This is a genomic window from Winslowiella iniecta, assembly GCF_001267535.1.
GTDB lineage: Bacteria > Pseudomonadota > Gammaproteobacteria > Enterobacterales > Enterobacteriaceae > Erwinia > Erwinia iniecta.
Window position 1 is genome coordinate 45,079 of the sequence record NZ_JRXE01000020.1, and the last position, 26,455, is coordinate 71,533.

The 26,455-nt window shown below is 54.7% G+C and carries 23 protein-coding genes; 18 read left to right on the plus strand and 5 right to left on the minus strand.

What is annotated here, in order from left to right; translation table 11 throughout:
- Window positions 1–61 precede the first annotated feature (61 nt).
- Window positions 62–1,240 carry a sugar efflux transporter gene (locus tag NG42_RS14685; protein WP_052900237.1) on the plus strand — a complete coding sequence of 393 codons (1,179 nt, stop codon included), beginning with the start codon at window positions 62–64 and terminating at the stop codon, window positions 1,238–1,240.
- 36 nt (window positions 1,241–1,276) lie between these two features.
- On the opposite strand, the gene leuD is transcribed toward NG42_RS14685, so the two are convergent.
- The 5 genes from leuD to leuL all read right to left on the minus strand — a co-directional run bounded on the left by leuD (window position 1,277) and on the right by leuL (window position 6,136).
- Window positions 1,277–1,882 carry a 3-isopropylmalate dehydratase small subunit gene (leuD, locus tag NG42_RS14690; RefSeq protein ID WP_052900239.1) on the minus strand — a complete coding sequence of 202 codons (606 nt, stop codon included), beginning with the start codon at window positions 1,880–1,882 and terminating at the stop codon, window positions 1,277–1,279.
- Between the two features lie 10 nt (window positions 1,883–1,892).
- Complete coding sequence (gene leuC, locus NG42_RS14695) at window positions 1,893–3,293, minus strand: 3-isopropylmalate dehydratase large subunit (RefSeq protein ID WP_052900241.1); 1,401 nt, start codon at window positions 3,291–3,293, stop codon at window positions 1,893–1,895.
- Between the two features lie 4 nt (window positions 3,294–3,297).
- Entirely contained in the window at window positions 3,298–4,389 is a 1,092-nt protein-coding gene (gene leuB / locus NG42_RS14700) for a 3-isopropylmalate dehydrogenase (protein WP_052900243.1), read from the minus strand.
- A 2-nt stretch (window positions 4,390–4,391) separates the two neighbouring features.
- Window positions 4,392–5,960 (minus strand): 2-isopropylmalate synthase, encoded by a 1,569-nt coding sequence (leuA, locus tag NG42_RS14705; RefSeq protein ID WP_052900245.1) that lies wholly within the window; start codon window positions 5,958–5,960, stop codon window positions 4,392–4,394.
- A gap of 92 nt (window positions 5,961–6,052) precedes the next feature.
- The gene (gene leuL / locus NG42_RS23880) at window positions 6,053–6,136 is read right to left on the minus strand and encodes a leu operon leader peptide (protein ID WP_156322154.1); all 84 of its coding nucleotides are present in this window, start codon (window positions 6,134–6,136) and stop codon (window positions 6,053–6,055) included.
- A 764-nt stretch (window positions 6,137–6,900) separates the two neighbouring features.
- On the opposite strand from leuL, the gene ilvI reads away from it, so the two are divergent.
- From ilvI to ftsA, 17 genes are all read left to right on the plus strand, one after another.
- Entirely contained in the window at window positions 6,901–8,625 is a 1,725-nt protein-coding gene (gene ilvI / locus NG42_RS14715) for an acetolactate synthase 3 large subunit (RefSeq protein WP_052900249.1), read from the plus strand.
- Between the two features lie 2 nt (window positions 8,626–8,627).
- Window positions 8,628–9,122 carry an acetolactate synthase small subunit gene (gene ilvN, locus NG42_RS14720; protein ID WP_052900251.1) on the plus strand — a complete coding sequence of 165 codons (495 nt, stop codon included), beginning with the start codon at window positions 8,628–8,630 and terminating at the stop codon, window positions 9,120–9,122.
- Between the two features lie 239 nt (window positions 9,123–9,361).
- On the plus strand, window positions 9,362–10,372 hold the full coding sequence (gene cra / locus NG42_RS14725) for a catabolite repressor/activator (protein WP_052900253.1): 1,011 nt from the start codon (window positions 9,362–9,364) through the stop codon (window positions 10,370–10,372).
- 532 nt (window positions 10,373–10,904) lie between these two features.
- Window positions 10,905–11,363: a division/cell wall cluster transcriptional repressor MraZ gene (gene mraZ / locus NG42_RS14730; protein ID WP_052900255.1), complete on the plus strand. Its 459-nt coding sequence runs from the start codon at window positions 10,905–10,907 to the stop codon at window positions 11,361–11,363.
- 2 nt (window positions 11,364–11,365) lie between these two features.
- Window positions 11,366–12,307 (plus strand): 16S rRNA (cytosine(1402)-N(4))-methyltransferase RsmH, encoded by a 942-nt coding sequence (rsmH, locus tag NG42_RS14735; protein WP_052900257.1) that lies wholly within the window; start codon window positions 11,366–11,368, stop codon window positions 12,305–12,307.
- Entirely contained in the window at window positions 12,304–12,627 is a 324-nt protein-coding gene (gene ftsL / locus NG42_RS14740; protein ID WP_052900259.1) for a cell division protein FtsL, read from the plus strand. Before rsmH ends, ftsL begins: the two co-directional genes overlap by 4 nt.
- Window positions 12,628–12,642: 15 nt before the next feature.
- Window positions 12,643–14,409, plus strand: coding sequence for a peptidoglycan glycosyltransferase FtsI (locus NG42_RS14745; RefSeq protein ID WP_052900264.1), 1,767 nt, complete (start codon window positions 12,643–12,645; stop codon window positions 14,407–14,409).
- A complete protein-coding gene (gene murE / locus NG42_RS14750) occupies window positions 14,396–15,883 on the plus strand; it encodes a UDP-N-acetylmuramoyl-L-alanyl-D-glutamate--2,6-diaminopimelate ligase (protein WP_052900266.1) in 1,488 nt (495 codons plus the stop codon). Before NG42_RS14745 ends, murE begins: the two co-directional genes overlap by 14 nt.
- A complete protein-coding gene (gene murF, locus NG42_RS14755; RefSeq protein ID WP_052900269.1) occupies window positions 15,880–17,241 on the plus strand; it encodes a UDP-N-acetylmuramoyl-tripeptide--D-alanyl-D-alanine ligase in 1,362 nt (453 codons plus the stop codon). The genes murE and murF overlap by 4 nt, the downstream gene beginning before the upstream one ends.
- On the plus strand, window positions 17,235–18,317 hold the full coding sequence (gene mraY / locus NG42_RS14760; protein ID WP_052900271.1) for a phospho-N-acetylmuramoyl-pentapeptide-transferase: 1,083 nt from the start codon (window positions 17,235–17,237) through the stop codon (window positions 18,315–18,317). Before murF ends, mraY begins: the two co-directional genes overlap by 7 nt.
- A gap of 2 nt (window positions 18,318–18,319) precedes the next feature.
- Entirely contained in the window at window positions 18,320–19,636 is a 1,317-nt protein-coding gene (gene murD, locus NG42_RS14765; protein ID WP_052900273.1) for a UDP-N-acetylmuramoyl-L-alanine--D-glutamate ligase, read from the plus strand.
- Window positions 19,636–20,850, plus strand: coding sequence for a cell division protein FtsW (gene ftsW / locus NG42_RS14770; RefSeq protein WP_052900275.1), 1,215 nt, complete (start codon window positions 19,636–19,638; stop codon window positions 20,848–20,850). Before murD ends, ftsW begins: the two co-directional genes overlap by 1 nt.
- Complete coding sequence (gene murG / locus NG42_RS14775; protein WP_052900277.1) at window positions 20,847–21,902, plus strand: undecaprenyldiphospho-muramoylpentapeptide beta-N-acetylglucosaminyltransferase; 1,056 nt, start codon at window positions 20,847–20,849, stop codon at window positions 21,900–21,902. Before ftsW ends, murG begins: the two co-directional genes overlap by 4 nt.
- A gap of 52 nt (window positions 21,903–21,954) precedes the next feature.
- Window positions 21,955–23,433, plus strand: coding sequence for a UDP-N-acetylmuramate--L-alanine ligase (murC, locus tag NG42_RS14780; protein ID WP_052900336.1), 1,479 nt, complete (start codon window positions 21,955–21,957; stop codon window positions 23,431–23,433).
- Window positions 23,426–24,346: a D-alanine--D-alanine ligase gene (locus NG42_RS14785; protein WP_052900279.1), complete on the plus strand. Its 921-nt coding sequence runs from the start codon at window positions 23,426–23,428 to the stop codon at window positions 24,344–24,346. The genes murC and NG42_RS14785 overlap by 8 nt, the downstream gene beginning before the upstream one ends.
- A gap of 1 nt (window position 24,347) precedes the next feature.
- Window positions 24,348–25,193, plus strand: a complete 846-nt coding sequence (gene ftsQ / locus NG42_RS14790) for a cell division protein FtsQ (protein WP_052900281.1) — start codon at window positions 24,348–24,350, stop codon at window positions 25,191–25,193.
- Complete coding sequence (gene ftsA / locus NG42_RS14795; RefSeq protein ID WP_052900283.1) at window positions 25,190–26,446, plus strand: cell division protein FtsA; 1,257 nt, start codon at window positions 25,190–25,192, stop codon at window positions 26,444–26,446. The genes ftsQ and ftsA overlap by 4 nt, the downstream gene beginning before the upstream one ends.
- Window positions 26,447–26,455 lie beyond the last annotated feature (9 nt).

Sequence of the window (26,455 nt, forward strand, 5' to 3'; positions counted from 1 at the left end):
TTTCTTCTACGCTTCTTATTTGTCGTTTTTCCTCCTTTTTCCATCCAGGAATTATCAAGGTATGAAATCGCTGCTGACCCGTCGTCGTCGCATTAATCCGGTTTATGTCGCTTTTATGGCGGTCTCCTTTATGGTTGGCATCGCCGGTGCATTGCAGGCACCCACTCTGAGCCTGTTTCTCAGCCGCGAAGTGGAAGTGCGGCCATTCTGGGTTGGGCTGTTTTATACCGTAAATGCCATCGCCGGGATTGTGGTGAGCCTGTTACTGGCGAAGCGATCCGATAACCGTGGCGACCGGCGAATGTTGATCCTGTTCTGCTGCCTGATGGCGCTGCTGAATGCGCTGTTATTCGCTTTTAATCGTCACTATCTGACACTGATTACCGCCGGGGTATTCCTGTCGGCACTGGCCAGCGTGGCGATGCCGCAGATTTTTGCTCTGGCGCGAGAATATGCTGACAGTTCGGCACGCGAAGTGGTGATGTTCAGCTCGGTAATGCGCGCCCAGCTGTCGCTGGCGTGGGTGATTGGGCCGCCGCTCTCCTTTGCGCTGGCGCTGAATTACGGCTTTACCACCATGTTTATTGTGGCGGCAGCGCTGTTTGTGATCTGCCTGGCGCTGGTCTGGTTTGCCTTGCCGTCGGTGCCACGTGTCGAGCAGTCGCCGGAAGTGTTGCTGACGCAAATCAGCGCGTGGAAAGATAAAAACGTCCGCATGCTGTTTATCGCTTCAATGATGATGTGGACCTGTAACACTATGTATATCATTGATATGCCTCTGTATATCAGCAGCGTGCTGGGGTTGCCAGATCGGCTGGCGGGCTTACTGATGGGGACGGCAGCCGGGCTGGAAATTCCGGCGATGCTGCTGGCGGGGCACTATGTTAAGCGCTTTGGTAAGCGCAATATGATGCTGTTTGCCATCGCCTCGGGCGTGCTGTTTTATCTCGGACTGGTGCTGTTCCAGTCGCGCACCATGCTGATGGTAATTCAGATTTTTAATGCGGTGTTTATCGGCATTATTGCCGGCATCGGCATGCTCTACTTTCAGGATCTGATGCCTGGCCGTCCCGGTGCGGCTACCACGTTGTTTACCAACAGTATTTCTACCGGGGTGATTTTGGCGGGGATTCTGCAAGGCGCACTGGCGGAAACCTGGGGGCATTATTCGGTGTACTGGATGACGCTGGCGTTGTCGGTGGTGGCGTTGGGGCTGTCGATGCGGGTACGCGATGTTTGAACAACGGGCGTCGGGAACGACGCCCGTGCGATATTATTAATTCAAAAATGCCGGCTGTCTGGTTTCGTATTCACCAATTGCCGCATCATGCTGCAAAGTCAGGCCGATACTGTCGAGGCCGTTAATCATGCAGTGACGACGGAAGCTGTCGATCTCGAAGCTGTAGTGCCGATCGCCTGCAATCACTTCCTGCTTTTCCAGATCGACGGTGAAGGTGATGCCCGGTTCAGCGGCCACTTTCTTAAACAGCTCATCCACCTGCTCTTCGCTCAGTTTTACCGGCAACAGCTGGTTGTTAAATGAGTTGCCGTAAAAGATATCGGCAAAGCTGGGTGCGATCACCGCGTGGAAACCGAAATCGGTCAGTGCCCAGGGCGCATGTTCACGTGAAGAGCCACAGCCAAAGTTTTCACGCGCCAGCAGAATACTGGCACCGTTGAATTCCGGCTTATTCAGCACGAAGTCAGGGTTCGGCTGCTGACCGGCATCATCCAGATAACGCCAGTCGTTAAACAGATGCACGCCAAAACCGGTGCGCGTCACTTTTTGCAGAAACTGCTTAGGAATGATGGCGTCGGTATCGACATTCGCCGCGTCCAGTGGCGCGACAATCCCGCTATGCTGAGTAAATTTGGTAGCCATAATATTTTCCTTAATGCAGTTCGCGGATATCAGCGAAGTGACCGGTAACGGCCGCGGCCGCGGCCATCGCCGGGCTCAGCAGGTGCGTACGACCCCCGCGTCCCTGACGACCTTCAAAGTTACGGTTGCTGGTGGAAGCACAACGTTCGCCCGGATTCAGACGGTCATTGTTCATCGCCAGACACATTGAGCAACCTGGCAGACGCCATTCAAAACCGGCTTCGATAAAGATCTTATCCAGACCTTCCGCCTCCGCCTGCGCTTTAACCGGACCGGAACCCGGTACCACAATCGCCTGCACGCCAGCAGCGACTTTACGCCCTTTGGCGATTTCCGCGGCGGCACGCAGATCTTCAATACGTGAGTTAGTGCAGGAACCGATAAACACTTTATCGATGCTGACGTCGGTCATTTTGATGCCTGGCTGCAAATCCATATAGGCCAGCGCTTTTTCTGCCGAGGCGCGCTCAACCGGATCGCTGAAGGAAGCCGGATCGGGAATCAGCTCATTCACCGCCATCACCTGGCCAGGATTGGTTCCCCAGGTGACTTGCGGCGCGATATCCGCGGCGTTCAGCGTCACCACGCTGTCGAACTGCGCATTGCTGTCGGATTTCAGGCTGCGCCAGTAGTCGACGGCGGCGTCCCAGTTGGTCTCTTTCGGCGCGAACTGACGCCCTTTCAGATAGGCGAAGGTGATATCGTCCGGTGCAACCAGACCGGCTTTCGCGCCCATCTCAATCGCCATATTACACAGCGTCATACGGCCTTCCATGCTCAGCGCTTCAATCGCCGGGCCACAGAATTCCACCACATGACCGGTACCGCCGGCGCTGCCGGTTTTACCGATTATCGCCAGCACGATATCTTTCGCGGTAATGCCCGCAGCAGCCTTGCCGACTACTTCAATCTTCATGGTTTTGGCGCGACCCTGCTTCAGCGTCTGGGTCGCCAGCACGTGCTCAACTTCCGAGGTGCCAATACCAAACGCCAGCGAGCCGAACGCGCCGTGGGTGGCGGTATGGGAGTCGCCACACACAATCGTCATTCCTGGCAGTGTCATGCCCTGCTCAGGGCCAATCACGTGTACGATGCCCTGGAACGGATGGTTCAGGTCGTACAACTGCACGCCAAACTCGGCGCAGTTCTTGATCAGTTCCTGCATCTGGATGCGGGCCATCTCGCCAGAAGCATTGATATCTTTGGTCTGGGTCGAGACGTTATGGTCCATGGTGGCAAAGGTCTTTGACGGCTGACGGACTTTGCGTCCATGCGCGCGCAGACCATCGAACGCCTGTGGCGAAGTGACTTCGTGCACTAAATGGCGGTCGATATACAGCAGTGGCGTTTCGTTTGGGGCTTCGTGGACGACATGTGCATCAAATAACTTCTGGTATAATGTTTTGCTCATTTTATTATTTTTCCTCGGTGATGAACCGGGCGATCACTGAACCCATTTCATCGGTACTGATTGCCTGCCCGTCACCGGCTAAATCGCTGGTACGGAAACCTTCTTCCAGCGCACGGTTGATGGCGCGCTCAATAGCGTCTGCTGCCTCATCCGCATTAAGGCTGTAGCGCAGCAGCAGTGACAGCGAGAGAATTTGCGCGATTGGGTTGGCAATATTTTTACCGGCAATATCCGGCGCCGAGCCGCCAGCAGGTTCATACAGGCCAAAGCCTTGTTCGTTCAGGCTGGCCGAAGGCAGCATGCCCATGGAACCGGTGATCATTGCGCACTCATCCGACAGGATGTCACCAAACAGGTTAGAACAAAGCAGCACGTCAAACTGTGACGGATCTTTAATCAGCTGCATGGTGGCGTTATCAATGTACATATGGCTCAGTTGCACATCCGGGTACTCTTTGCCAATTTCGCTGACGATTTCGCGCCACATCACCGAGGTCTGCAAGACGTTGGCTTTATCGATGGAGGTCACTTTGCTGCGACGTTTACGCGCTGACTCGAAAGCGATGCGGGCAATACGTTCAATTTCAAAACGATGATAAATCTCGGTGTCGAAGGCGCGTTCGTGCATGCCGCTACCTTCGCGACCTTTCGGCTGGCCGAAATAGATGCCGCCGGTCAGTTCACGTACGCACAGGATATCAAAGCCGTTATCGGCGATATCGCGACGCAGCGGACAGAACGCTTCCAGACCTTTATACAGGCTGGCCGGACGCAGGTTGCTGAACAGTTTGAAATGCTTACGCAGCGGCAGTAATGCGCCGCGTTCAGGCTGTTCGGCCGGCGGTAAATGTTCCCATTTCGGGCCGCCAACGGAGCCAAACAGAATCGCGTCAGCCTGCTCGCAGCCGGCAACGGTGGCCGCTGGCAGCGGAGCGCCGTGACGGTCGATAGCAATACCGCCGACGTCGTATTCGCTGGTGGTGATGCGCATCGCAAAGCGCTGACGAATGGCGTCCAGAACCTTAGAAGCCTGCGCCATCACTTCCGGACCAATGCCGTCACCCGGCAATACAGCGATATGATAAGTTTTAGACATGTTCACACCGTTTCCTTTTGCTCTTTGTTCTTTGATTTGCGTTGTAATTCTTGCTCGACCTGACGTGCGCGCCAGATATTGTTCAATGCGTTAATCATCGCTTTAACCGAAGACTCAACGATATCAGTCGCCAGACCGATGCCGTGGAATTTGCGGCCATTGTAGTTAACCACGATATCCACCTGACCCAGTGCATCTTTGCCGTGGCCTTTGGCGGTCAGCTGATATTTCACCAGCTCGGTATCAAATTCTGTAACGCGATTGATTGCCTGATAGACCGCATCCACCGGGCCGTTACCGGTCGCGGCTTCGGATTTCTGCTCGTCACCGCAGCCCAGACGTACTGAGGCGGTCGCGGTGATGCTGGAGCCGGACTGCACGTTGAACTCTTGCAGCTGGAAATGTTCCGGCTCTTCATTCTGTTTGTTGATAAACGCCAGCGCTTCCAGGTCGTAATCGAACACCTGGCCTTTTTTATCCGCCAGTTTCAGGAAAGCGTCATACAACGCATCCAGGCTGTAGTCGGCTTCTTTATAGCCCATCTCTTCCATGCGGTGTTTCACTGCCGCGCGACCCGAACGTGAAGTCAGGTTCAGTTGCACTTTATGCAGTCCGATCGATTCCGGCGTCAGGATTTCGTAGTTTTCACGGTTTTTCAGCACGCCGTCCTGGTGAATACCGGAGGAGTGGGCGAAGGCGTTGGAACCGACCACCGCTTTGTTGGCCGGAATCGGCATATTGCAGATCTGGCTGACAATCTGGCTGGTGCGATAGATTTCCTGATGCTGAATGTTGGTATGCACATTCATCATCTGGCTGCGGGTTTTAATCGCCATAATCACTTCTTCCAGCGCACAGTTACCGGCGCGCTCGCCCAGACCGTTCAGCGTGCCTTCAACCTGACGCGCACCGGCCTGAATCGCCGCGATAGAGTTGCCGACCGCCATGCCTAAATCGTCGTGGGTATGTACTGACAGAATTGCTTTGTCGATGTTAGGAACGCGGGCAATCAGGGAAGAGATTATGTTGCTGTATTCATCCGGCAGGGTGTAGCCCACGGTGTCCGGGATATTAATCGTGGTGGCGCCGGCGTTAATCGCCGCTTCAACGACGCGACACAGATCGTCAATCGGCGTGCGGCCACCGTCTTCACAGGAGAACTCCACATCGTCAGTGTAGTTACGCGCCCGTTTTACCATGCGCACGGTGCGTTCAATCACTTCCGGCAGGGTGCTGCGCAGCTTAGTGGCGATATGCATTGGCGAGGTCGCCAGGAAGGTGTGGATACGGTAAGCATCGGCCACGCGCAGGGCTTCATAAGCGGCGTCGATATCTTTCTCTACGCAGCGAGCCAGCGCACAAACGCGGCTGTTTTTAATCTGACGCGCAATAGTCTGCACGGATTCGAAATCGCCAGGTGAGGAGACCGGGAAACCGACTTCCATGACATCCACGCCCATACGCTCCAGCGCCAGCGCGATTTGCAGTTTTTCTTTCACACTCAGGCTGGCCTGTAATGCCTGTTCGCCATCACGCAGAGTGGTATCGAAAATAATAACTTGTGAGCTCATCGTAATCGTCCTTCCTGAAGTCTGCCGTTTTTGCTACGAGCATAAAAAAACCCGCGCATCGGCGCGGGTTTTTTAAGTTTTGCGAGTCTGAATCAGTGATTGATTCCGCCCACAAGCCTACCGCGCAAATTGAATGCGTTTAGTAGTAGACCGAGTAGGCGGTTAGGACGAATCATTGAATCAAACCCCGTAATATTTGTGTTGCTAATATTGATACGTGGTTCAGCCTGCAATGTCAACCTTCTGCCTGAGATCAATTATAGATTGCGGCTGAACAGGCTGAGTAAAATATTCTGCGGTTATTTAGGTTGGCAGAGGAATGGCAAAGCATAAGAAAAGCTCAGGGATACATACCTCATAAAATCAAAGCCTTACCAGCTGATTTTGTTGGTTAACTTATTGATAAATAGCTGTTTAGACGCAGGTGTCGCTAAAATCATTTAACACCCTTTAGTGATTATTACTGGAGAATTGTAGCGCCGGTTAATCAATGGGTAGCAGATATAACTATAAATTCGCTTCCCTGTGAAAGGCTTGTCTCTGATTATCGATGAGTTAATTTTATTAAGAATGAGATCGCACTGTTAACACTATTTCTCGCAGCATAAACCGCTTTTGTTTGCTGACTCCTTTAGTGGAATTGTCGAGGCTATTCCCTTTCCTCCAGATGCTTAATTTCGACATTAACCGGAGCGCGAACGTTTGGTGTTTGCCTGCTAACTTTTTCGCGGTTATGGTAACCACACAACTCTAACGAGAAATCAGCAAGGGCCTCGCGACCCTGTACCTGGGTTGTGGAAATGATTTCCACCGCCTGAGAATAAAACACAAGGTTCTGACTTCCTCTGGCATCGTCTGTGCGACGCTTCACTTTGTTGCGCAGCATAAATGGCAAGTGATTGAGTCAAGGGAATCAGCACCTTAAGCCTGGAGGCAAAAAATGGAGATGTTGTCAGGAGCCGAGATGGTGGTCCGGTCGTTAATCGATCAGGGCGTAAAGCATGTGTTCGGTTATCCGGGCGGAGCGGTACTCGATATTTATGACGCTCTGCAAACGGTCGGCGGTGTTGACCATGTGCTGGTGCGCCATGAGCAGGGCGCGGTGCATATGGCCGATGGCTATGCACGTGCTACCGGTGAAGTCGGGGTGGTGCTGGTGACTTCCGGGCCTGGCGCGACCAATGCGATTACCGGGATTGCGACCGCCTATATGGATTCTATTCCGATGGTGGTGCTGTCGGGACAGGTTGCCTCGTCGCTGATTGGCTACGATGCATTCCAGGAGTGCGATATGGTCGGTATTTCGCGTCCTATCGTTAAACACAGCTTCCTGGTCAAACACACCGAAGATATTCCTGGCGCGATAAAAAAAGCTTTCTGGCTGGCGTCCACTGGCCGCCCTGGCCCGGTGGTCATCGATCTGCCGAAAGATATTCTTAATCCGGCCAATAAACTGCCTTACGCCTGGCCGGAATCGGTCAGTATGCGCTCCTATAATCCGAATACTCAGGGTCATAAAGGGCAGATTAAACGCGCGCTGCAAACGCTGTTAGCCGCGAAAAAGCCGGTGATTTATGCGGGTGGTGGCGTGATTAACTCAGCCTGTCACGATGAGCTGCGTGAGGTTGCCGAAAAACTGAATCTGCCGGTGACCACCTCTCTGATGGGGCTGGGCGCATTCCCGGCGACGCACCGCCAGTCGGTGGGCATGCTGGGCATGCACGGCACCTATGAAGCCAATATGACGATGCATAACTCAGATGTTATCTTCGCCGTTGGCGTGCGTTTCGACGACCGTACCACCAATAATCTGGCCAAATATTGTCCGAATGCCACGGTATTACATATTGATATCGACCCGACATCGATTTCAAAAACCGTTGCCGCAGACGTGCCGATTGTCGGTGATGCGAAACAGGTACTGGAGCAGATGCTGGAACTGCTGGCGCAATCCGACGCGACGCAGAATTTTGACAGCCTGCGCGACTGGTGGCAGAGCATCGATCAGTGGCGTTCACGCAAGTGCCTGGAGTTCGATCGCACCAGCGATAAGATCAAACCACAAGCGGTGATCGAGACGATTTGTCGTCTGACGCACGGCGAAGCGTATGTGACGTCCGACGTTGGCCAGCATCAGATGTTTGCCGCGCTTTACTATCAGTTTGATAAGCCGCGTCGCTGGATTAACTCCGGTGGTCTGGGCACCATGGGCTTTGGCCTGCCAGCTGCGCTGGGCGTGAAGTTAGCGCTGCCGAATGAAACCGTGGTCTGCGTCACCGGCGATGGCAGTATTCAGATGAATATTCAGGAGCTGTCCACCGCGCTGCAATATGGCATTCCGGTGCTGGTGCTGAACCTGAATAACCGCTACCTCGGTATGGTGAAGCAGTGGCAGGATATGATCTATTCCGGACGCCATTCGCAATCCTATATGGAATCGTTGCCTGATTTTGTGCGCCTGGCGGAAGCCTATGGTCACGTTGGCGTGGCGATTAACCATCCGCAAGAGCTGGAAGAGAAACTGACCCACGCGCTGGAAGAACTGGCGAAAGGGCGTCTGGTATTTGTTGATGTTAACGTCGACGGCACTGAGCACGTTTACCCGATGCATATTCGCGGTGGTGGTATGGACGAGATGTGGCTGAGCAAAACGGAGAGGACATAATTATGCGTCGCATTTTATCAGTATTGCTGGAGAACGAATCCGGCGCATTGTCCCGCGTGGTTGGCCTGTTTTCACAGCGCGGCTATAACATTGAAAGCCTGACGGTAGCGCCTACCGATGACCCGACGCTTTCACGTATGACGATTCAGACCGTCGGCGACGAGAAAGTGCTGGAGCAGATTGAGAAGCAGCTGCACAAACTGGTAGATGTGCTGCGCGTCAGCGAACTGTGCAAAGGCTCGCACGTTGAACGTGAAATCATGCTGGTGAAGATTCAGGCCAGCGGTTACGGCCGTGAAGAAGTGAAGCGCAGCGCAGAAATTTTCCGCGGGCAAATCATCGATGTTACGCCGACGCTTTACACGGTTCAGCTGGCGGGCACCAGTGACAAGCTTGACGCCTTCCTCAACACGGTGCGTGAAGTCGCCGAAATTGTAGAAATCGCGCGCTCGGGGATTGTTGGCGTGTCGCGTGGTGGCGATCGCATTATGCGCTGATTGACTGCTGTACAGTAGCGTATGAAGAATCAACCCGACTCCGGTCGGGTTTTTTATGGCTTACATAAATGTGGCTTAAGCATTCGGCGGAGAAAAACTTTTGTTAATCAGAGCCGCTAAGTCGATGAAAAGCGGTTGCTCACCACGGTTTTCTGCTGTTAGATGTAACAAATCTCTTATCCATGGCTACGATATGGCTATTAATGCAGCGGTCGTAGCGACTGAAGTGTGGGGTTATTGTGAAACTGGATGAAATTGCGCGCCTTGCCGGTGTGTCGCGCACGACGGCCAGCTATGTCATTAATGGCAAAGCCAGGCAGTATCGTGTCAGCGACAAAACCGTCGAAAAAGTCATGGCGGTGGTGCGTGAGCATAATTACCATCCCAATGCGGTAGCGGCGGGACTGCGTGCGGGACGCACGCGCTCAATAGGACTGGTTATTCCCGATCTGGAGAATACCAGCTACACGCGCATTGCCAACTACCTCGAACGGCAGGCACGTCAGCGCGGTTATCAGCTGCTGATCGCCTGTTCTGAAGATCTGCCGGAAAATGAGATGCGCTGTATCGAGCATCTGCTCCAGCGCCAGGTCGATGCGATTATCGTCTCTACCGCTTTGCCGCCAGAACATCCCTTTTATCAGCGCTGGATTAATGATCCGCTGCCGATTATTGCGCTGGATCGTGCGCTGGACCGCGAACATTTTACCAGCGTGGTCGGTGCCGATCAGGATGATGCCGAGATGCTGGCCGCTGAATTACGTAAGCTGCCGGTTAACAATGTGCTGTTTCTTGGCGCGCTGCCGGAACTTTCCGTAAGCTTTTTACGTGAGATGGGTTTCCGTCAGGCGTGGGAAGGCGACCCGCGTAATATCGACTTTATCTATGCCAACAGCTACGAACGTACCGCTGCGGCGGCACTGTTTGAAAACTATCTGCAAGACCATCCGATGCCTGATGCGCTGTTTACCACCTCGTTTGGTCTGTTGCAGGGTGTGATGGATGTGACGCTGAAACGTGAAGGGCGCTTGCCGATTGATTTGGCGATTGCCACCTTTGGCGACCATGAACTGCTCGATTTCCTTGAGTGTCCGGTGCTGGCGGTGGGGCAACGCCACCGTGACGTGGCGGAACGCGTACTGGAACTGGTGCTGGCCAGCCTCGACGAACCAAAAAAACCGAAACCGGGTTTAACTCGTATCCGGCGAAATTTGTTCCGCCGGGGTAAGTTAAATCGTAAGGTGACCTGAATCGAAGGCAGCGAAAGCTGCCTTTTTTACATCTATTAATATTTCGCCTGAAATTAAAAATTGGCTCAGGAATGTTCGTGGGATTTCAGAATGCTGGCAAAAGATTTACGTAAATTAAAGTAAGTATTGAAAATAACCAGCAAAGTCACTGAATTCCTCAACCGCCATAATCCGTTTTCCCGCTACTCTCAGGCGCCACGCGGCTACAGCCCTCTGTGCAAGCATTAAGAAATACCTTAAAATGCAAACCGGCTCGCAAAGTTTGCAAGTTAATTTATTCATGCCGAGACTGCTATTTTTTTGAGCATAATTAAATTTGATGTGAATTTTTTGTCATTATTCATCGGCTTATTTTTTTGTTTTGGTTCAGGCAGGCTTTATTTTCAACTTTCCTTCCTTTTCTTCCTCTCAGAAATAATGCCTTCAGGCTGGTGCTGCGGCTTGACAATGTTTTCCTTCGCTCCGTAAACTCTTTTCGTGGGAATTTGTGGTGTAAAGTGGTGATTAGGGGTAACTCGGGGGTGAGACTGGCATGTTCCGTGGGGCAACGTTAGTCAATCTCGACAGCAAAGGCCGGCTTGCCGTGCCAACGCGCTACCGCGAAACGCTGATCGGGGAATCACAGGGGCAAATGGTCTGCACCATTGACCTCCACCAGCCGTGCCTGCTGCTTTATACCTTACCCGAATGGGAAATCATTGAACAAAAGCTGTCTCGCTTGTCCAGCATGAACCCTGCCGAACGTCGCGTTCAGCGACTGTTACTGGGTCATGCCAGCGAGTGCCAGATGGATAATGCAGGTCGTTTACTGCTGGCGAACACCCTTCGTCAGCACGCGAACCTTACTAAAGAAGTGATGCTGGTTGGGCAGTTCAATAAGTTTGAGCTGTGGGATGAACAGACCTGGTATCAACAAGTCAAGGACGATATTGACGCTGAGCAGTCGACGCAGGAACCTTTATCTGATCGATTGCAGGATTTGTCGCTATAGCTATGCAGGATAATTTTAAACATACCACGGTGCTGTTAGATGAGGCGGTTAACGGTCTCAGCCTCAAGGATAACGGCATCTATATTGATGGCACGTTCGGGCGCGGAGGACATTCGCGCCTGATTCTTTCTCAACTGGGAGAGCAGGGTCGTCTCTACGCCATTGACCGTGATCCGCAAGCTATCGCAGCCGCTGCAGAAATAACCGATCCACGTTTTAACATCATTCATGGCCCGTTCTCTGCGTTGGCAGAGTATGTGGAAGCGCTGGGCTTAACCGGCAAGATTGACGGTATTTTACTCGACCTGGGCGTTTCATCGCCACAGCTTGATGATGCTGAGCGCGGATTTTCGTTTATGCGTGACGGGCCACTGGATATGCGTATGGACCCGACGCGCGGTCACTCCGCAGCCGAATGGTTGTTGCAGGCTGAAGAGAGCGATATCGCTTTTGTGCTGAAGACATTTGGTGAAGAGCGTTTTGCCAGGCGCATTGCCCGCGCCATCGTCGAACGTAACCGTGAACAGCCGATGACGCGCACCAAAGAGCTGGCCGATGTGATTTACGCGGCCACGCCGGTAAAAGACAAGTTCAAGCATCCGGCCACCCGCAGTTTCCAGGCGATTCGCATCTGGGTTAACAGCGAGCTGGAAGAGATTGAACTGGCGCTGAAAGGCGCGCTGATCGCACTGGCACCGTCCGGACGCTTATCGGTGATTAGTTTCCACTCGCTGGAAGACCGCATTGTTAAGCGCTTTATGCGTGAACAAAGCCGCGGTCCGCAGGTTCCGGCTGGTATTCCAATGACCGAAGCGCAATTGGCCAGTCTCGGTGGCCGTCAGCTGAAAGCGCTGGGCAAGATGATGCCAGGTGAAGCGGAAGTTGGCGAAAATCCACGCGCACGTAGCTCAGTGCTGCGTATTGCTGAAAGGACCGCAACGTGATTGGCAACGAGCGCCACAGTTTACCCGGAGTTATCGGCGGCGATCTGCTCCGTCACGGAAAGATTCCGTTAATCCTGGTGATTGCGGTGCTGGTTTCGGCGGTTCTGGTGGTGACCACAGCCCATAAGACCCGCCTGCTGACGGCGCAGCGTGAACAATTAGTGCTGGAACGGGATGCGCTGGATATTGAGTGGCGCAACCTGATTCTGGAAGAAAATGCCCTGGGCGATCATAGCCGGGTTGAGCGCACGTCCACCGAGAAGCTGCAGATGCAGCATGTCGATCCGGCGCAGGAAAATATAGTGGTACAGCAACAATAAGGAACCACGGACTCAATGAGAGCCGCAACCAAGACGCTTAAATTGAAAAAACAGGAAGAGAAGGCCAGCTTTGTAAGCTGGCGCTTTGCGTTGCTGTGCGGTTGTATTTTACTGGCTCTGACAGGCTTGCTGCTGCGTGTGGCTTATTTACAGGTGATTAACCCGGATAAGCTGGTACGTGAAGGGGATATGCGCTCGCTGCGCGTGCAGGCGATTCCGACCGCACGTGGGATGATCAGCGATCGCGCCGGGCGTCCGTTAGCGGTCAGCGTGCCGGTCAACGCCATCTGGGCCGATCCGAAAGAGCTGCATGACCATGGCGGCATTACCCTCGACAGCCGCTGGAAAGCGCTGTCCGATGCGCTGTCAATTCCGCTCGATCAACTGGCGAGTCGGGTGAATGCCAACCCGAAAGGGCGCTTTGTCTATCTGGCTCGCCAGGTGAATCCGGCGATTGGCGACTACATCAAAAAACTGAAACTGCCTGGCATTCATCTGCGCGAAGAGTCGCGTCGTTACTATCCCGCCGGGCAGGTCACCTCACATCTGATTGGTTTTACCAATATCGATGGTCAGGGTATCGAAGGCGTGGAAAAAAGCTTCGATAAATGGCTGACTGGCCAGCCCGGCGAACGTATCGTGCGTAAAGATCGTTTTGGGCGCGTAATCGAAGATATCTCCTCGGTGGACAGTCAGGCAGCCCATAACCTGGCGTTAAGCATTGACGAGCGCCTGCAAGCGCTGGTTTACCGCGAGCTGAACAATGCCGTGGCGTTTAACAAAGCCGAATCCGGTACTGCGGTGCTGGTGGATGTGAATACCGGCGAAGTGCTGGCGATGGCTAACAGCCCGGCCTATAACCCGAATAACCTCAGCGGTACGCCGAAAGATGTAATGCGTAACCGTGCCATCACCGATATCTTCGAACCGGGTTCAACGGTGAAGCCGATGGTGGTGATGACCGCGCTGCAACGTGGCGTGGTGAAAGAGAATACCGTACTGAATACCGTGCCGTACCGCGTCAATGGTCATGAGATCAAAGACGTGGCGCGCTACAGCGAATTGACCCTGACCGGGGTTCTGCAGAAATCGAGTAACGTCGGTGTTTCAAAGCTGGCGTTAGCGATGCCGTCCTCAGCGTTAGTAGATACTTACGCGCGCTTTGGATTGGGTAAGGCGACCAATTTGGGGTTGGTCGGAGAAAGCAGTGGCTTATATCCTCAAAAACAACGGTGGTCTGACATAGAGAGGGCCACCTTCTCTTTCGGCTACGGGCTAATGGTAACCCCGTTACAGTTAGCGCGAGTCTACGCAACCATTGGCAGCTATGGCATTGCCCGTCCGCTGTCGATTACCAAAGTTGACCCGCCGGTCAATGGCGAACGCGTCTTCCCTGAACCGCTGGTGAAAACTGTGGTGCATATGATGGAGAGCGTGGCGTTGCCAGGCGGCGGCGGCGTAAAAGCGGCAATTAAAGGTTATCGCATTGCGATTAAGACCGGTACCGCGAAAAAAGTCGGCCCTGATGGTCGCTACGTCAATAAATATATTGCTTATACCGCGGGCGTTGCGCCTGCGAGCCATCCTCGTTTTGCGCTGGTGGTGGTGATTAACGATCCACAGGCCGGTAAATATTATGGTGGTGCGGTTTCTGCACCGGTGTTTGGCGCCATCATGGGCGGCGTATTGCGCACCATGAACGTCGAGCCGGATGCGCTGCCGACCACGGACAAAAACGATGTGGTACTTAACAAGAAAGAGGGATCAGGTGACAGATCGTAACTTGCGCGACCTACTGGCTCCGTGGGTGCCCGGCGCACCGGAGCGTCCGCTTCGTGAAATGACACTGGATAGCCGCCAGGCGGCATCCGGCGATCTGTTTGTGGCGATTGCCGGCCATCAGGCCGATGGACGACGTTTTATTCCGCAGGCTATCGCTCAGGGTGTGGCGGCGGTGATTGCTGAAGCTGATGGCGTCGCAGAAGATGGTCATATCGCCGAAATGCACGGCGTGCCGGTGATTTACCTGGCGCAGCTGCCACAGCGCCTCTCGGCACTGGCCGGACGTTTTTACCAGCAGCCAGGCGAGCAACTGCGTCTGATTGGCGTGACCGGAACCAACGGTAAAACCACAACTACCCAGTTGCTGGCGCAGTGGGCCAATCTGCTGGGTGAAACCGGTGCGGTGATGGGCACTGTCGGTAACGGCCTGTATGGTCAACTGGTATCGACAGAAAATACCACCGGTTCCGCAGTAGATGTTCAGCACGTGCTGCATTCACTGGTGGAAAAGGGCGCGACCGTGGCAGCGATGGAAGTTTCCTCCCACGGGCTGGTGCAGCATCGCGTTGCGGCGCTGCCGTTTGCCGCTGCTGCTTTTACCAATCTCAGTCGCGATCACCTGGATTATCATGGTGATATGACGCGCTATGAGGCCGCCAAATGGCTGCTGTTCTCTGAGCACCAGGTCGGCCAGATGATTATTAATGCGGATGACGAAGTGGGGTATCGCTGGTTGCAAAACCTGCCGGATGCCGTTGCCGTCACCATGGAAAACAACTTGCAGCCGGGCTGCCGTGGTCGCTGGCTGAAAGCCATCGGGATCAACTATCACGACAACGGCTTCTCGGTAACTTTTGAATCCAGCTGGGGTAATGGCGTTATCGACAGCCGCCTGATGGGCGCATTTAACGTCAGCAACCTGCTGGTGGCGCTGGCGACTTTACTGTCGCTGGGCTATCCGTTGACCGAACTGATCGCTACCGCCAATCAGTTGCAGCCAGTTTGTGGTCGCATGGAAGTGTTCAGTGCGCCGGGCAAAGCGACGGTGGTAGTGGATTATGCTCACACCCCGGATGCGCTGGAGAAAGCGCTGGAAGCGGCGCGCCTGCACTGTAAAGGCCAGCTGTGGTGTGTGTTCGGCTGTGGCGGCGACCGCGATAAAGGTAAGCGCCCACTAATGGGAGCGATTGCCGAGCAGTTCTCCGACGTGGTGGTGATTACTGATGACAACCCGCGCGGTGAAGAACCGGCGGCAATTGTTGAAGGTATTCTTTCCGGCTTACTTGATGCAGGCCGCGCACGGGTAGTGCACGGGCGTGCGCAAGCGGTCACTAACGTCATTATGCAGGCGCAGGAAGATGACGTGGTGGTGGTGGCCGGTAAGGGCCACGAAGATTATCAGCTGGTCGGCAATCGCCGACTGGATTACTCCGATCGTGTGACGGTCGCCCGCTTGTTAGGAGTGGTGGCATGATCGCGCTTTCTCTGCAACAGCTGGCCGACATTACCTCGGGTACGCTACACGGCAGCGATCTGACCTTCGCTGACGTCACCACCGATACGCGGAAAGTGTCCGCAGGGGCGCTGTTTATCGCGCTGCAAGGCGAACGCTTTGATGCGCATGAGTTTGTCGGTGAGGCGATCGCTAAAGGTGCCGCCGGATTACTGGTAAGTAAGCACTTACCGGTGGCCGTGCCGCAGGTGGTGGTTAGCGACACGCGTATTGCGCTGGGTCAGCTGGCAGGCTGGGTACGCCAGCAGAGCGCTGCCCGCGTAGTGGCACTGACCGGCTCGTCCGGTAAGACCTCGGTAAAAGAGATGACCGCCGCGATTCTGCGCATCTGCGGTGAAACGCTGTATACCGCCGGGAATCTGAATAACGATATCGGCGTACCGCTGACGCTGTTACGCCTGACGCCTGAGCACCAGTATGCGGTGATTGAGCTGGGTGCTAACCATCAGGGCGAAATTGCTTACACCACCGATTTGACCCGTCCGGAAACCGCGCTGGTGAATAACCTCGCCGCCGCGCATCTGGAAGGCTTTGGCTCACTGGCGGGCGTTGCCAAAGCCAAAGGCGAAATTTTCGAAGGGCTGGCCGCTACCGGCACCGCCATCATCAATGCTGACAGCAACGACTGGCCGCACTGGCAGAACCATCTGCACCATAAAACCCTGTGGCGTTTCTCGGTGGAGCCGCAGGCGGACAGTGATTTCTTTGCCAGCAATATTCGTTTCAGCACTCAGGGCACGCAGTTCACCCTGAATACGCCAGCAGGCGCAACGGAAGTTACGCTGCCGCTGCCTGGCCGTCACAATATTGCTAACGCGCTGGCCGCTGCGGCGCTGGCATTGTCAGTGGATGCGCCACTTGACGCGATTCAGCAGGGGTTAGCCTCACTGAAAGCGGTGCCGGGGCGACTGTTCCCGATAGCGTTAAACGCCACGCAACTGCTGATTGATGACAGCTACAACGCCAATGTCGGCTCAATGACCGCCGCCGCGCAGGTGCTGGCAGAGATGCCGGGTTATCGCGTAATGGTGGTGGGCGATATGGGCGAACTGGGCGCGGAAGCCGTCGAATGTCACCGCGAAGTCGGTGAAGCGGCACGTCTGGCCGGTATCGATCGGGTGCTGAGTGTCGGAAAACTCAGCCACGGTATTAGTGAGGCCAGCGGTGTTGGCGAGCATTTTAATGATAAATCAGCGCTGGCGGCACGTTTGTCCGCGCTGCTGTCCGAGCATCAAGAGATGACCATTTTAGTTAAAGGTTCACGTAGTGCCGCCATGGAGCAGGTAGTACAGACCTTACAGGAGAAAGGAACATGTTAGTCTGGCTGGCCGAACATTTGGTCGCTTTTTATTCTGGCTTTAACGTCTTTTCCTATTTGACGTTCCGCGCCATCGTCAGCCTGCTGACCGCACTGTTCCTCTCTTTATGGATGGGGCCGCGTCTGATTGCCTATCTGCAAAAATTACAAATTGGACAGGTCGTGCGTAATGACGGCCCGGAGTCGCATTTCAGCAAACGCGGTACGCCGACGATGGGCGGCATTATGATCCTCGCCTCCATCACCATTTCGGTGCTGATGTGGGCCTATCCGTCTAACCCGTATGTCTGGTGCGTGCTGTTTGTGCTGGTGGGTTACGGCATTGTCGGATTTATTGATGACTATCGCAAAGTGGTACGTAAAGACACCAAAGGGCTAATCGCGCGCTGGAAGTATTTCTGGCAGTCGGTGATTGCGCTGGTGGTGGCATTTGCCATGTACGCCATCGGTAAAGATACCCCGGCGACTCAGCTGGTGGTGCCGTTCTTTAAAGACATCATGCCGCAGCTCGGCCTGCTTTATCTGTTGCTGGCCTACTTTGTGATTGTCGGTACCAGTAACGCGGTCAACCTGACCGACGGGCTGGATGGCCTGGCGATTATGCCAACGGTGTTTGTGGCCGCGGGCTTTGCGCTGGTGGCCTGGGCGACCGGTAACGTTAACTTTGCCGCCTACTTGCATATTCCTTATCTGCGTCATGCGGGTGAGCTGGTGATTGTCTGTACCGCGATTGTTGGTGCCGGGTTGGGCTTCTTATGGTTCAACACCTATCCGGCGCAAGTGTTTATGGGTGATGTTGGCTCACTGGCGCTGGGCGGCGCGCTCGGTACTATCGCTGTGTTGCTGCGTCAGGAGTTCCTGCTGGTGATTATGGGCGGGGTATTTGTGGTTGAAACCCTGTCGGTGATTTTGCAGGTGGGATCGTTCAAGCTGCGCGGACAACGTATTTTCCGCATGGCACCGATTCATCACCACTATGAATTGAAAGGCTGGCCGGAGCCGCGTGTCATTGTGCGCTTCTGGATTATTTCGCTGATGCTGGTGCTGATTGGCCTGGCAACGCTGAAGGTGCGTTAATCATGGCAGACTATCAGGGTAGAAAAGTGGTCATTATCGGGTTGGGCCTGACCGGTCTCTCCTGTGTTGATTTCTTTTTAGCGCAAGGCGTTACGCCACGCGTGATGGATACCCGACTGTCACCGCCAGGCCTCGACAAGCTGCCAGAAACCGTAGAGCGTCATTTAGGCTCGCTCGATGATGGCTGGTTGCAGGCCGCCGATCTTATTATTGCCAGCCCAGGTATGGCGCTGGCGCATCCTTCTTTAATGGATGCCGCAGCGGCGGGCGTGGAGATTATCGGGGATATCGAACTGTTCTGCCGTGAAGCAAAGGCACCGATTGTCGCGATTACCGGCTCCAACGGTAAAAGCACCGTCACCACGCTGGTGGGGGAGATGGCAAAAGCCGCCGGTTGGGCGGTGGGTGTCGGCGGTAATATCGGCCTACCGGCGCTGACATTATTGCAGCATCCGGCGCAGCTGTATGTGCTGGAGCTGTCGAGCTTCCAGCTGGAGACCACCCACAGCCTGAAAGCGGCGGCGGCGACCATCCTCAATGTGACTGAGGACCATATGGATCGCTATCCGCTTGGTTTGCAGCAGTATCGCGCCGCGAAGTTACGTATTTATGAACACGCGGCAGTCTGCGTGGTAAATGCCGATGACGCGCTGACCATGCCGGTGCGTGGCGCGGACAAGCGCTGTATCAGCTTTGGCGCTGACGTGGGTGATTATCATCTTAACCGTCAGCAGGGCAGCACCTGGCTGCGCGCTAACGGCGAAAAAGTATTGAGTGCCGATGAGATGAATCTCGTCGGGCAACACAATTATACCAATGCGCTGGCCGCACTGGCGCTGGCCGATGCGGTTGGCCTGCCGCGTGCGACCAGCCTGAAAGCGCTGACCACCTTTAGTGGCCTGGCGCACCGTTTCCAGCTCGCCTGGCAGCATAACGGCGTGCGCTGGATTAACGATTCGAAGGCGACCAATGTGGGCAGTACCGAAGCGGCACTGAATGGACTAAAGCTTGAGGGCACACTGTGGCTGCTGTTGGGCGGTGACGGCAAATCTGCTGATTTCAGTCCGCTGGCGCGCTATCTGCAAGGCGATAACGTCCGCGTGTATAGCTTTGGACGCGACGCGGCCGCGCTGGCTGAATTACGCCCGGAGATTTCCGTGCGCACGGAAACCCTGCAACAGGCGATGGAACAGATTGCAGCGCAGGTACAGCCGGGCGATATGGTGCTGCTGTCGCCGGCCTGTGCCAGCCTCGATCAGTTCCGTAACTTTGAACAGCGCGGCGATCTGTTTGTGCAACTGGCAAAGGAGCTTGGCTGATGCGATTTCCTGGTCTGAGCCTCGCCGGTGGTATTACTCATCGCCTGAAAGAGTGGGTGATGGGTGCGCGTGAAAGCGACGCGTCGTCAATGGTGCTGTATGACCGCACACTGTTGTGGTTAACCTTTGGGCTGGCAATTATTGGCTTTGTGATGGTGACCTCGGCATCGATGCCGGTGGGGCAGCGTCTGTCGGACGATCCGTTCTTCTTCGCCAAGCGTGACGCCTTTTATCTGTTGCTGGCGTTGGGTATGGCGCTGGTGACGCTGCGGGTGCCAATGGAAGTCTGGCAGCGCTACAGCAATATTATGCTGATGGCTTCAGTGGCAATGCTGCTGATTGTGCTGGTGGTCGGTAGCTCGGTCAACGGCGCATCGCGCTGGATTGCCCTCGGGCCGCTGCGTATCCAGCCAGCAGAGTTATCGAAGTTGTCGCTGTTCTGCTATCTCGCCAGTTATCTGGTGCGCAAGGTAGAAGAAGTCCGTCACAACTTTTGGGGTTTCTGTAAGCCGATGGGCGTGATGGTGGTGCTGGCGGTGTTACTGCTGGCGCAGCCGGACCTCGGCACGGTGGTGGTGCTGTTTGTGACCACGCTGGCGATGTTGTTCCTGGCGGGGGCGAAATTATGGCAATTTCTGGCAATTATCGGCTCGGGTATTTTTGCCGTTTGCCTGCTGATTATCGCTGAACCCTACCGTATGCGCCGCGTCACCTCCTTCTGGGATCCGTGGGAAGACCCGTTCGGCAGCGGCTACCAGCTGACTCAGTCATTGATGGCATTTGGCCGTGGTGAGTTCTGGGGCCAGGGCTTAGGTAATTCAGTGCAAAAACTGGAGTATTTACCGGAAGCGCATACCGACTTCATTTTCTCGATTATCGGGGAAGAACTGGGTTATATCGGTGTGGTTTTTGCCCTGTTAATGGTATTCTTCGTCGCTTTTCGCGCGATGTCGATTGGCCGCCGGGCGTTAGAGCTTGACCAGCGTTTTTCCGGCTTTTTAGCCTGTTCGATTGGCGTATGGTTTAGCTTCCAGGCACTGGTTAACGTCGGTGCGGCCGCGGGCATGTTGCCGACCAAAGGTCTGACGCTGCCGCTAATCAGTTACGGTGGTTCCAGTCTGATTATTATGTCGACGGCGATCGTACTGTTATTGCGCATAGATTATGAAACGCGCCTGGCAAAAGCGCAGGCGTTTACACGAGGTGCCCGATGAGTGGTAAGCGACTGATGGTGATGGCTGGCGGAACCGGCGGGCATGTTTTCCCCGGGCTGGCGGTAGCACACCATCTGATGGAGCAAGGCTGGCAGGTTCGCTGGCTCGGCACCGCTGACCGAATGGAAGCGGAACTGGTTCCTAAGCACGGCATCGAGATTGATTTTATTCGCATCACTGGCCTGCGTGGCAAGGGTGTGAAAGCACTGTTACTGGCACCGATGCGTATTTTCTCCGCCTGGCGTCAGGCGCGGGCGATTATGAAGGCGTATCAACCCGATGTGGTACTGGGAATGGGCGGTTATGTGTCCGGCCCTGGCGGCCTGGCGGCCTGGAGCTGCGGTATCCCGGTGGTGCTGCATGAACAAAATGGTATCGCCGGCCTGACCAATAAAGGGTTGTCGAAAATTGCCAAAAAAGTGTTGCAGGCGTTTCCCGGTGCGTTTCCGAATGCCGATGTGGTGGGCAACCCGGTACGTACCGATGTGCTGGCGCTGCCGTTACCCGGAGAGCGACTGGCCGGGCGTGAAGGGCCGATTCGCGTGTTAGTGATCGGTGGTAGCCAGGGCGCGCGGGTGCTGAACCAGACGCTGCCACAGGTGGCGGCAAAAATGGGTGATGGCATCACGTTGTGGCATCAGGTGGGTAAGGGCGCGCTGGAGAGCGTACTTCAGGCTTATCAGGATGTCGGACAGACGCAGCATAAAGTCACCGAGTTTATCGATGATATGGCTGCGGCCTACGCCTGGGCTGATGTGGTGGTTTGTCGCTCTGGCGCGTTAACGGTGAGCGAAATCGCTGCAGCAGGTTTACCGGCGATTTTTGTGCCGTTTCAGCATAAAGATCGTCAGCAGTACTGGAATGCACTACCGCTGGAGCAAGCGGGTGCAGCCAAAATTTTTGAGCAGCCGCAGTTTACTGCGGAAGTGGTGGCCGAAACGCTGGCAGGCTGGGATCGCCCAACGCTGCTGCTGATGGCAGAGAAGGCACGTGCGGCGTCGATTCCCGATGCTACCGGGCGTGTCGCCGATGCCGTTGCCGCCACGGCATGATAAATATGATTTTCAGGGGCCGGATAAATGCGGCTCGCAACAGGCAGAAAAGATGAATACACAACAATTGGCGAAACTGCGTTTAATGGTGCCCGAGATGCGTCGCGTCCGGCACATTCACTTTGTCGGCATCGGTGGTGCTGGCATGGGCGGTATTGCCGAAGTGTTGGCCAACGAAGGTTATGAGATTAGTGGTTCTGATTTAGCGCCGAACGCGGTTACCCAGCATCTGGCAGCATTGGGCGTCACTATTCACTTTAACCATCGCCCGGAAAACGTCAGTGATGCCAGCGTCGTGGTGGTGTCAACGGCGGTTTCCCAGGATAACCCGGAACTGGTTGCCGCGCGTGAAGCGCGTATCCCGGTGATCCGCCGCGCTGAAATGCTGGCTGAACTGATGCGCTATCGTCACGGTATTGCGGTTGCCGGTACGCACGGTAAAACCACTACCACGGCGATGGTTTCCAGTATTTATGCTGAAGGTGGACTGGATCCGACATTTGTTAACGGGGGGCTGGTTAAAGCGGCAGGCACGCATGCTCGCCTTGGCAGCAGCCGTTATCTGATTGCGGAAGCGGATGAGAGCGACGCGTCGTTCCTGCATCTGCAACCAATGGTGGCGATTGTCACCAATATTGAAGCCGACCATATGGATACCTACCAGGGCGACTTCGAAAATCTGAAGCAGACATTTATTAACTTTCTGCACAACCTGCCGTTCTATGGACGTGCAGTGATGTGTATCGATGACGCAGTTATCCGTGACTTGCTGCCGCGCGTCGGGCGTCAGGTGACCACCTATGGTTTCAGTGATGACGCTGATGTGCGCATTGAAAACTACGAGCAGCGCGGTGCGCAGGGGCATTTCACGCTGGTACGCCACGATAAACCGTTAATGAAAGTGACGCTTAACGCGCCAGGCCGTCACAACGCACTGAATGCCGCCGCTGCCGTGGCCGTAGCCAGTGAAGAGGGCATTGAGGATCACGATATCCTCACCGCGCTGGAGAGTTTCCAGGGCACTGGCCGCCGTTTCGACTTCCTTGGCGAATATCCGCTGGCCGACGTCAACGGTGCCGAAGGGAGCGCAATGCTGGTTGATGACTATGGTCACCATCCAACCGAAGTTGACGCGACGATTAAAGCGGCACGCGCCGGCTGGCCAGACAAGAAACTGGTGATGATTTTCCAGCCGCACCGTTATACGCGTACTCGTGATCTGTATGACGATTTTGCCAATGTTCTGTCGCAGGTCGATGTGCTGTTAATGCTGGATGTATATGCCGCAGGCGAGTCACCGATCCCGGGGGCTGATAGCCGATCGCTGTGCCGTACCATTCGTGGTCGTGGCAAAGTCGATCCAATCCTGGTGCCCGATCATGACGACGTGCTGGATATGCTGGCTCCGACCCTGTCAGGCAACGATTTGATCCTGGTTCAGGGTGCAGGTAACGTCGGTAAAATTGCGCGCAAACTGGCGGAGAACAAGTTACAACCGCAAATTATTAACGGAGAGGATCATCATGGCTGAGAAAGTAGCGGTATTGCTGGGTGGAACCTCCGCAGAACGTGATGTGTCTTTGCTTTCAGGCAGTGCGGTTCTGGCAGGATTACAACAGGCGGGTATTAATGCGCATGCTGTCGATATTCGGGATTTTCCGGCTACCCGCCTGAAAGAAGAAGGTTTTACAAAAGCATTTATCGCCCTGCACGGTCGTGGCGGTGAAGACGGTACTTTACAGGGGCTGCTGGAGTTTCTGCAGATCCCTTATACCGGCAGCGGCGTGATGGCGTCGGCGATCACCATGGACAAGATGCGCACCAAACTGCTGTGGCAGGGGGCGGGTCTGCCGGTGTCGCCGTATGTGGTGATTAACCGCCAGCAGATGAATGCGGGTGTGAACGGCGAACTGGCGGAACGTATCGCCGCGCTCGGTATGCCGGTGTTTGTTAAGCCAAGTTGTGAAGGCTCCAGCGTCGGCATCTCGCGCGTCAATCAACCGGATGATTTGCCGGCGGCGCTGGAAGAAGCTTTCCGACACGATAACGAAGTGCTGGTTGAGAAATTTTTAAGTGGTCCTGAGTACACGGTGGCGATTGTCGGCGATGAGATTCTGCCGTCAATTCGCATTCAGCCTGCCAGTGATTTTTATGACTATCAGGCTAAGTACATTTCTGACGATACCGAGTACTTCTGCCCAAGTGGCTTAACCGCCGAGCGCGAAGCCGAGTTAAGCACGCTGGTGATTGATGCCTGGCGTGCACTGGGTTGCAGCGGCTGGGGCCGGGTTGATGTGATGATGGATAGCGAAGGCGCTTTCTGTCTGCTGGAGGTCAACACCTCACCGGGTATGACCAGCCATAGTCTGGTACCGATGGCAGCGAAGCAGGCGGGAATCTCTTTTTCGCAGCTGGTAGCTCGTATTCTGGAGCTGGCTGACTGATATGTCTCAGGCGGCTCTGAATGTACGTAACCGGGAAGCGCAGGAGAAAGCGCGCACTGGCACCGGACGCAGCAATGGCTCACGTCTGGCAGGCATTATTTTCCTGCTGATGGTGTTAGGCACCATGGCGTTTGGCGGGTTGGTGGTGCTGAAGTGGATGAATGATGCGTCGCGCTTACCGCTGTCGACGCTGGTGGTGACCGGGAAAACCCACTACACCACCCATGACGATATTCGCCAGGCGATTTTATCACTGGGTTCGCCGGGAACGTTTATGTCGCAGGACGTCAACGTTATCCAGCAGCAAATTGAACGCCTGCCATGGATTCAGCAGGTGAGCGTGCGTAAGCAGTGGCCGGACGAATTAAAGATTCATCTGGTTGAATATGTCCCGGTTGCACGCTGGAATGATCTGCATATGGTTGACGCTGAGGGTAAATCATTCAGCGTACCGGCAAATCATATCGGTAAAGAAGAGATGCCGATGCTGTATGGCCCTGAAGGCAGCGAGCAGGAAGTCCTCACCGGTTATCGCGAGATGAGCCAGGTGCTGGCAGCAGATAAGTTTAAGTTGAAGATGGCCTCAATGACGGCACGACGTTCATGGCAGCTGGTGACGGGAGATGATGTCCGCATCGAGCTTGGACGTAATGATGACATGAAGCGTTTGAAGCGTTTTATGCAGCTCTATCCTTCGCTCCAGCAGCAGGCGACGGCAGAGAACAAACGCATCGGTTACGTTGATCTGCGTTATGACTCTGGCGCGGCAGTGGGATGGGCACCGGCATTTATTGAGCCGCAGGACAGTAATCAGCAACAGAATCAGGCACAGGCTAAACAACAATGATCAAGTCGACGGACAGAAAACTGGTAGTTGGACTCGAGATTGGCACCGCGAAGGTTGCCGCTTTAGTAGGGGAGGTTCTGCCCGATGGCATGGTCAATATTATCGGGGTCGGCAGCTGTCCTTCCCGCGGTATGGATAAAGGCGGCGTAAACGATCTGGAATCGGTAGTGAAATGCGTCCAGCGCGCTATCGATCAGGCTGAGCTGATGGCCGACTGCCAGATTTCGTCGGTTTACCTCGCATTATCGGGCAAACACATCAGTTGCCAGAATGAAATCGGGATGGTTCCGATTTCCGAAGAGGAAGTGACACAGGAAGATGTCGAGAATGTGGTACATACTGCTAAGTCAGTCCGCGTTCGTGATGAGCATCGTATCTTGCATGTTATTCCTCAGGAATATGCGATTGACTATCAGGAAGGGATCAAAAACCCGGTGGGTTTGTCTGGCGTGCGCATGCAGGCAAAAGTGCATTTGATCACCTGTCACAACGATATGGCGAAAAACATTGTTAAAGCCGTTGAACGTTGTGGCCTGAAAGTTGACCAACTGATCTTTGCCGGTCTGGCATCAAGCTTTGCGGTGCTGACCGAAGACGAACGCGAACTGGGTGTTTGCGTGGTGGATGTCGGCGGTGGCACCATGGATATTGCGGTCTATACCGGTGGTGCGCTGCGTCATACCAAAGTGATTCCTTACGCTGGCAATGTGGTGACCAGCGATATCGCGTACGCCTTTGGCACACCGCCAACCGATGCTGAAGCGATTAAAGTTCGCCATGGTTGTGCTCTTGGCTCGATCGTCGGTAAAGACGAAAACGTCGAAGTGCCGAGCGTCGGTGGGCGTCCGCCAAGAAGTCTGCAACGTCAGACGCTGGCCGAAGTGATTGAACCGCGCTACACCGAGCTGCTGAATCTGGTTAACGAAGAGATTCTGCAGTTGCAGGAACAGCTGCGTCAGCAGGGTGTGAAACACCATCTGGCGGCAGGGATTGTTCTGACCGGCGGTGCGGCACAAATTGAAGGGCTGGCCGCCTGTGCTCAGCGTGTTTTCCACACGCAGGTACGTATCGGCCAGCCACTGAACATAACCGGCTTAACCGATTATGCTCAGGAGCCTTACTACTCAACGGCGGTAGGCTTACTGCACTACGGAAAAGAGTCTCATCTGAACGGTGAGGCTGAGGTTGAAAAAAGAGCCTCGGTTGGCAACTGGTTTAAACGTATCAACAGCTGGCTGAGAAAAGAGTTTTAATTTTAGAAA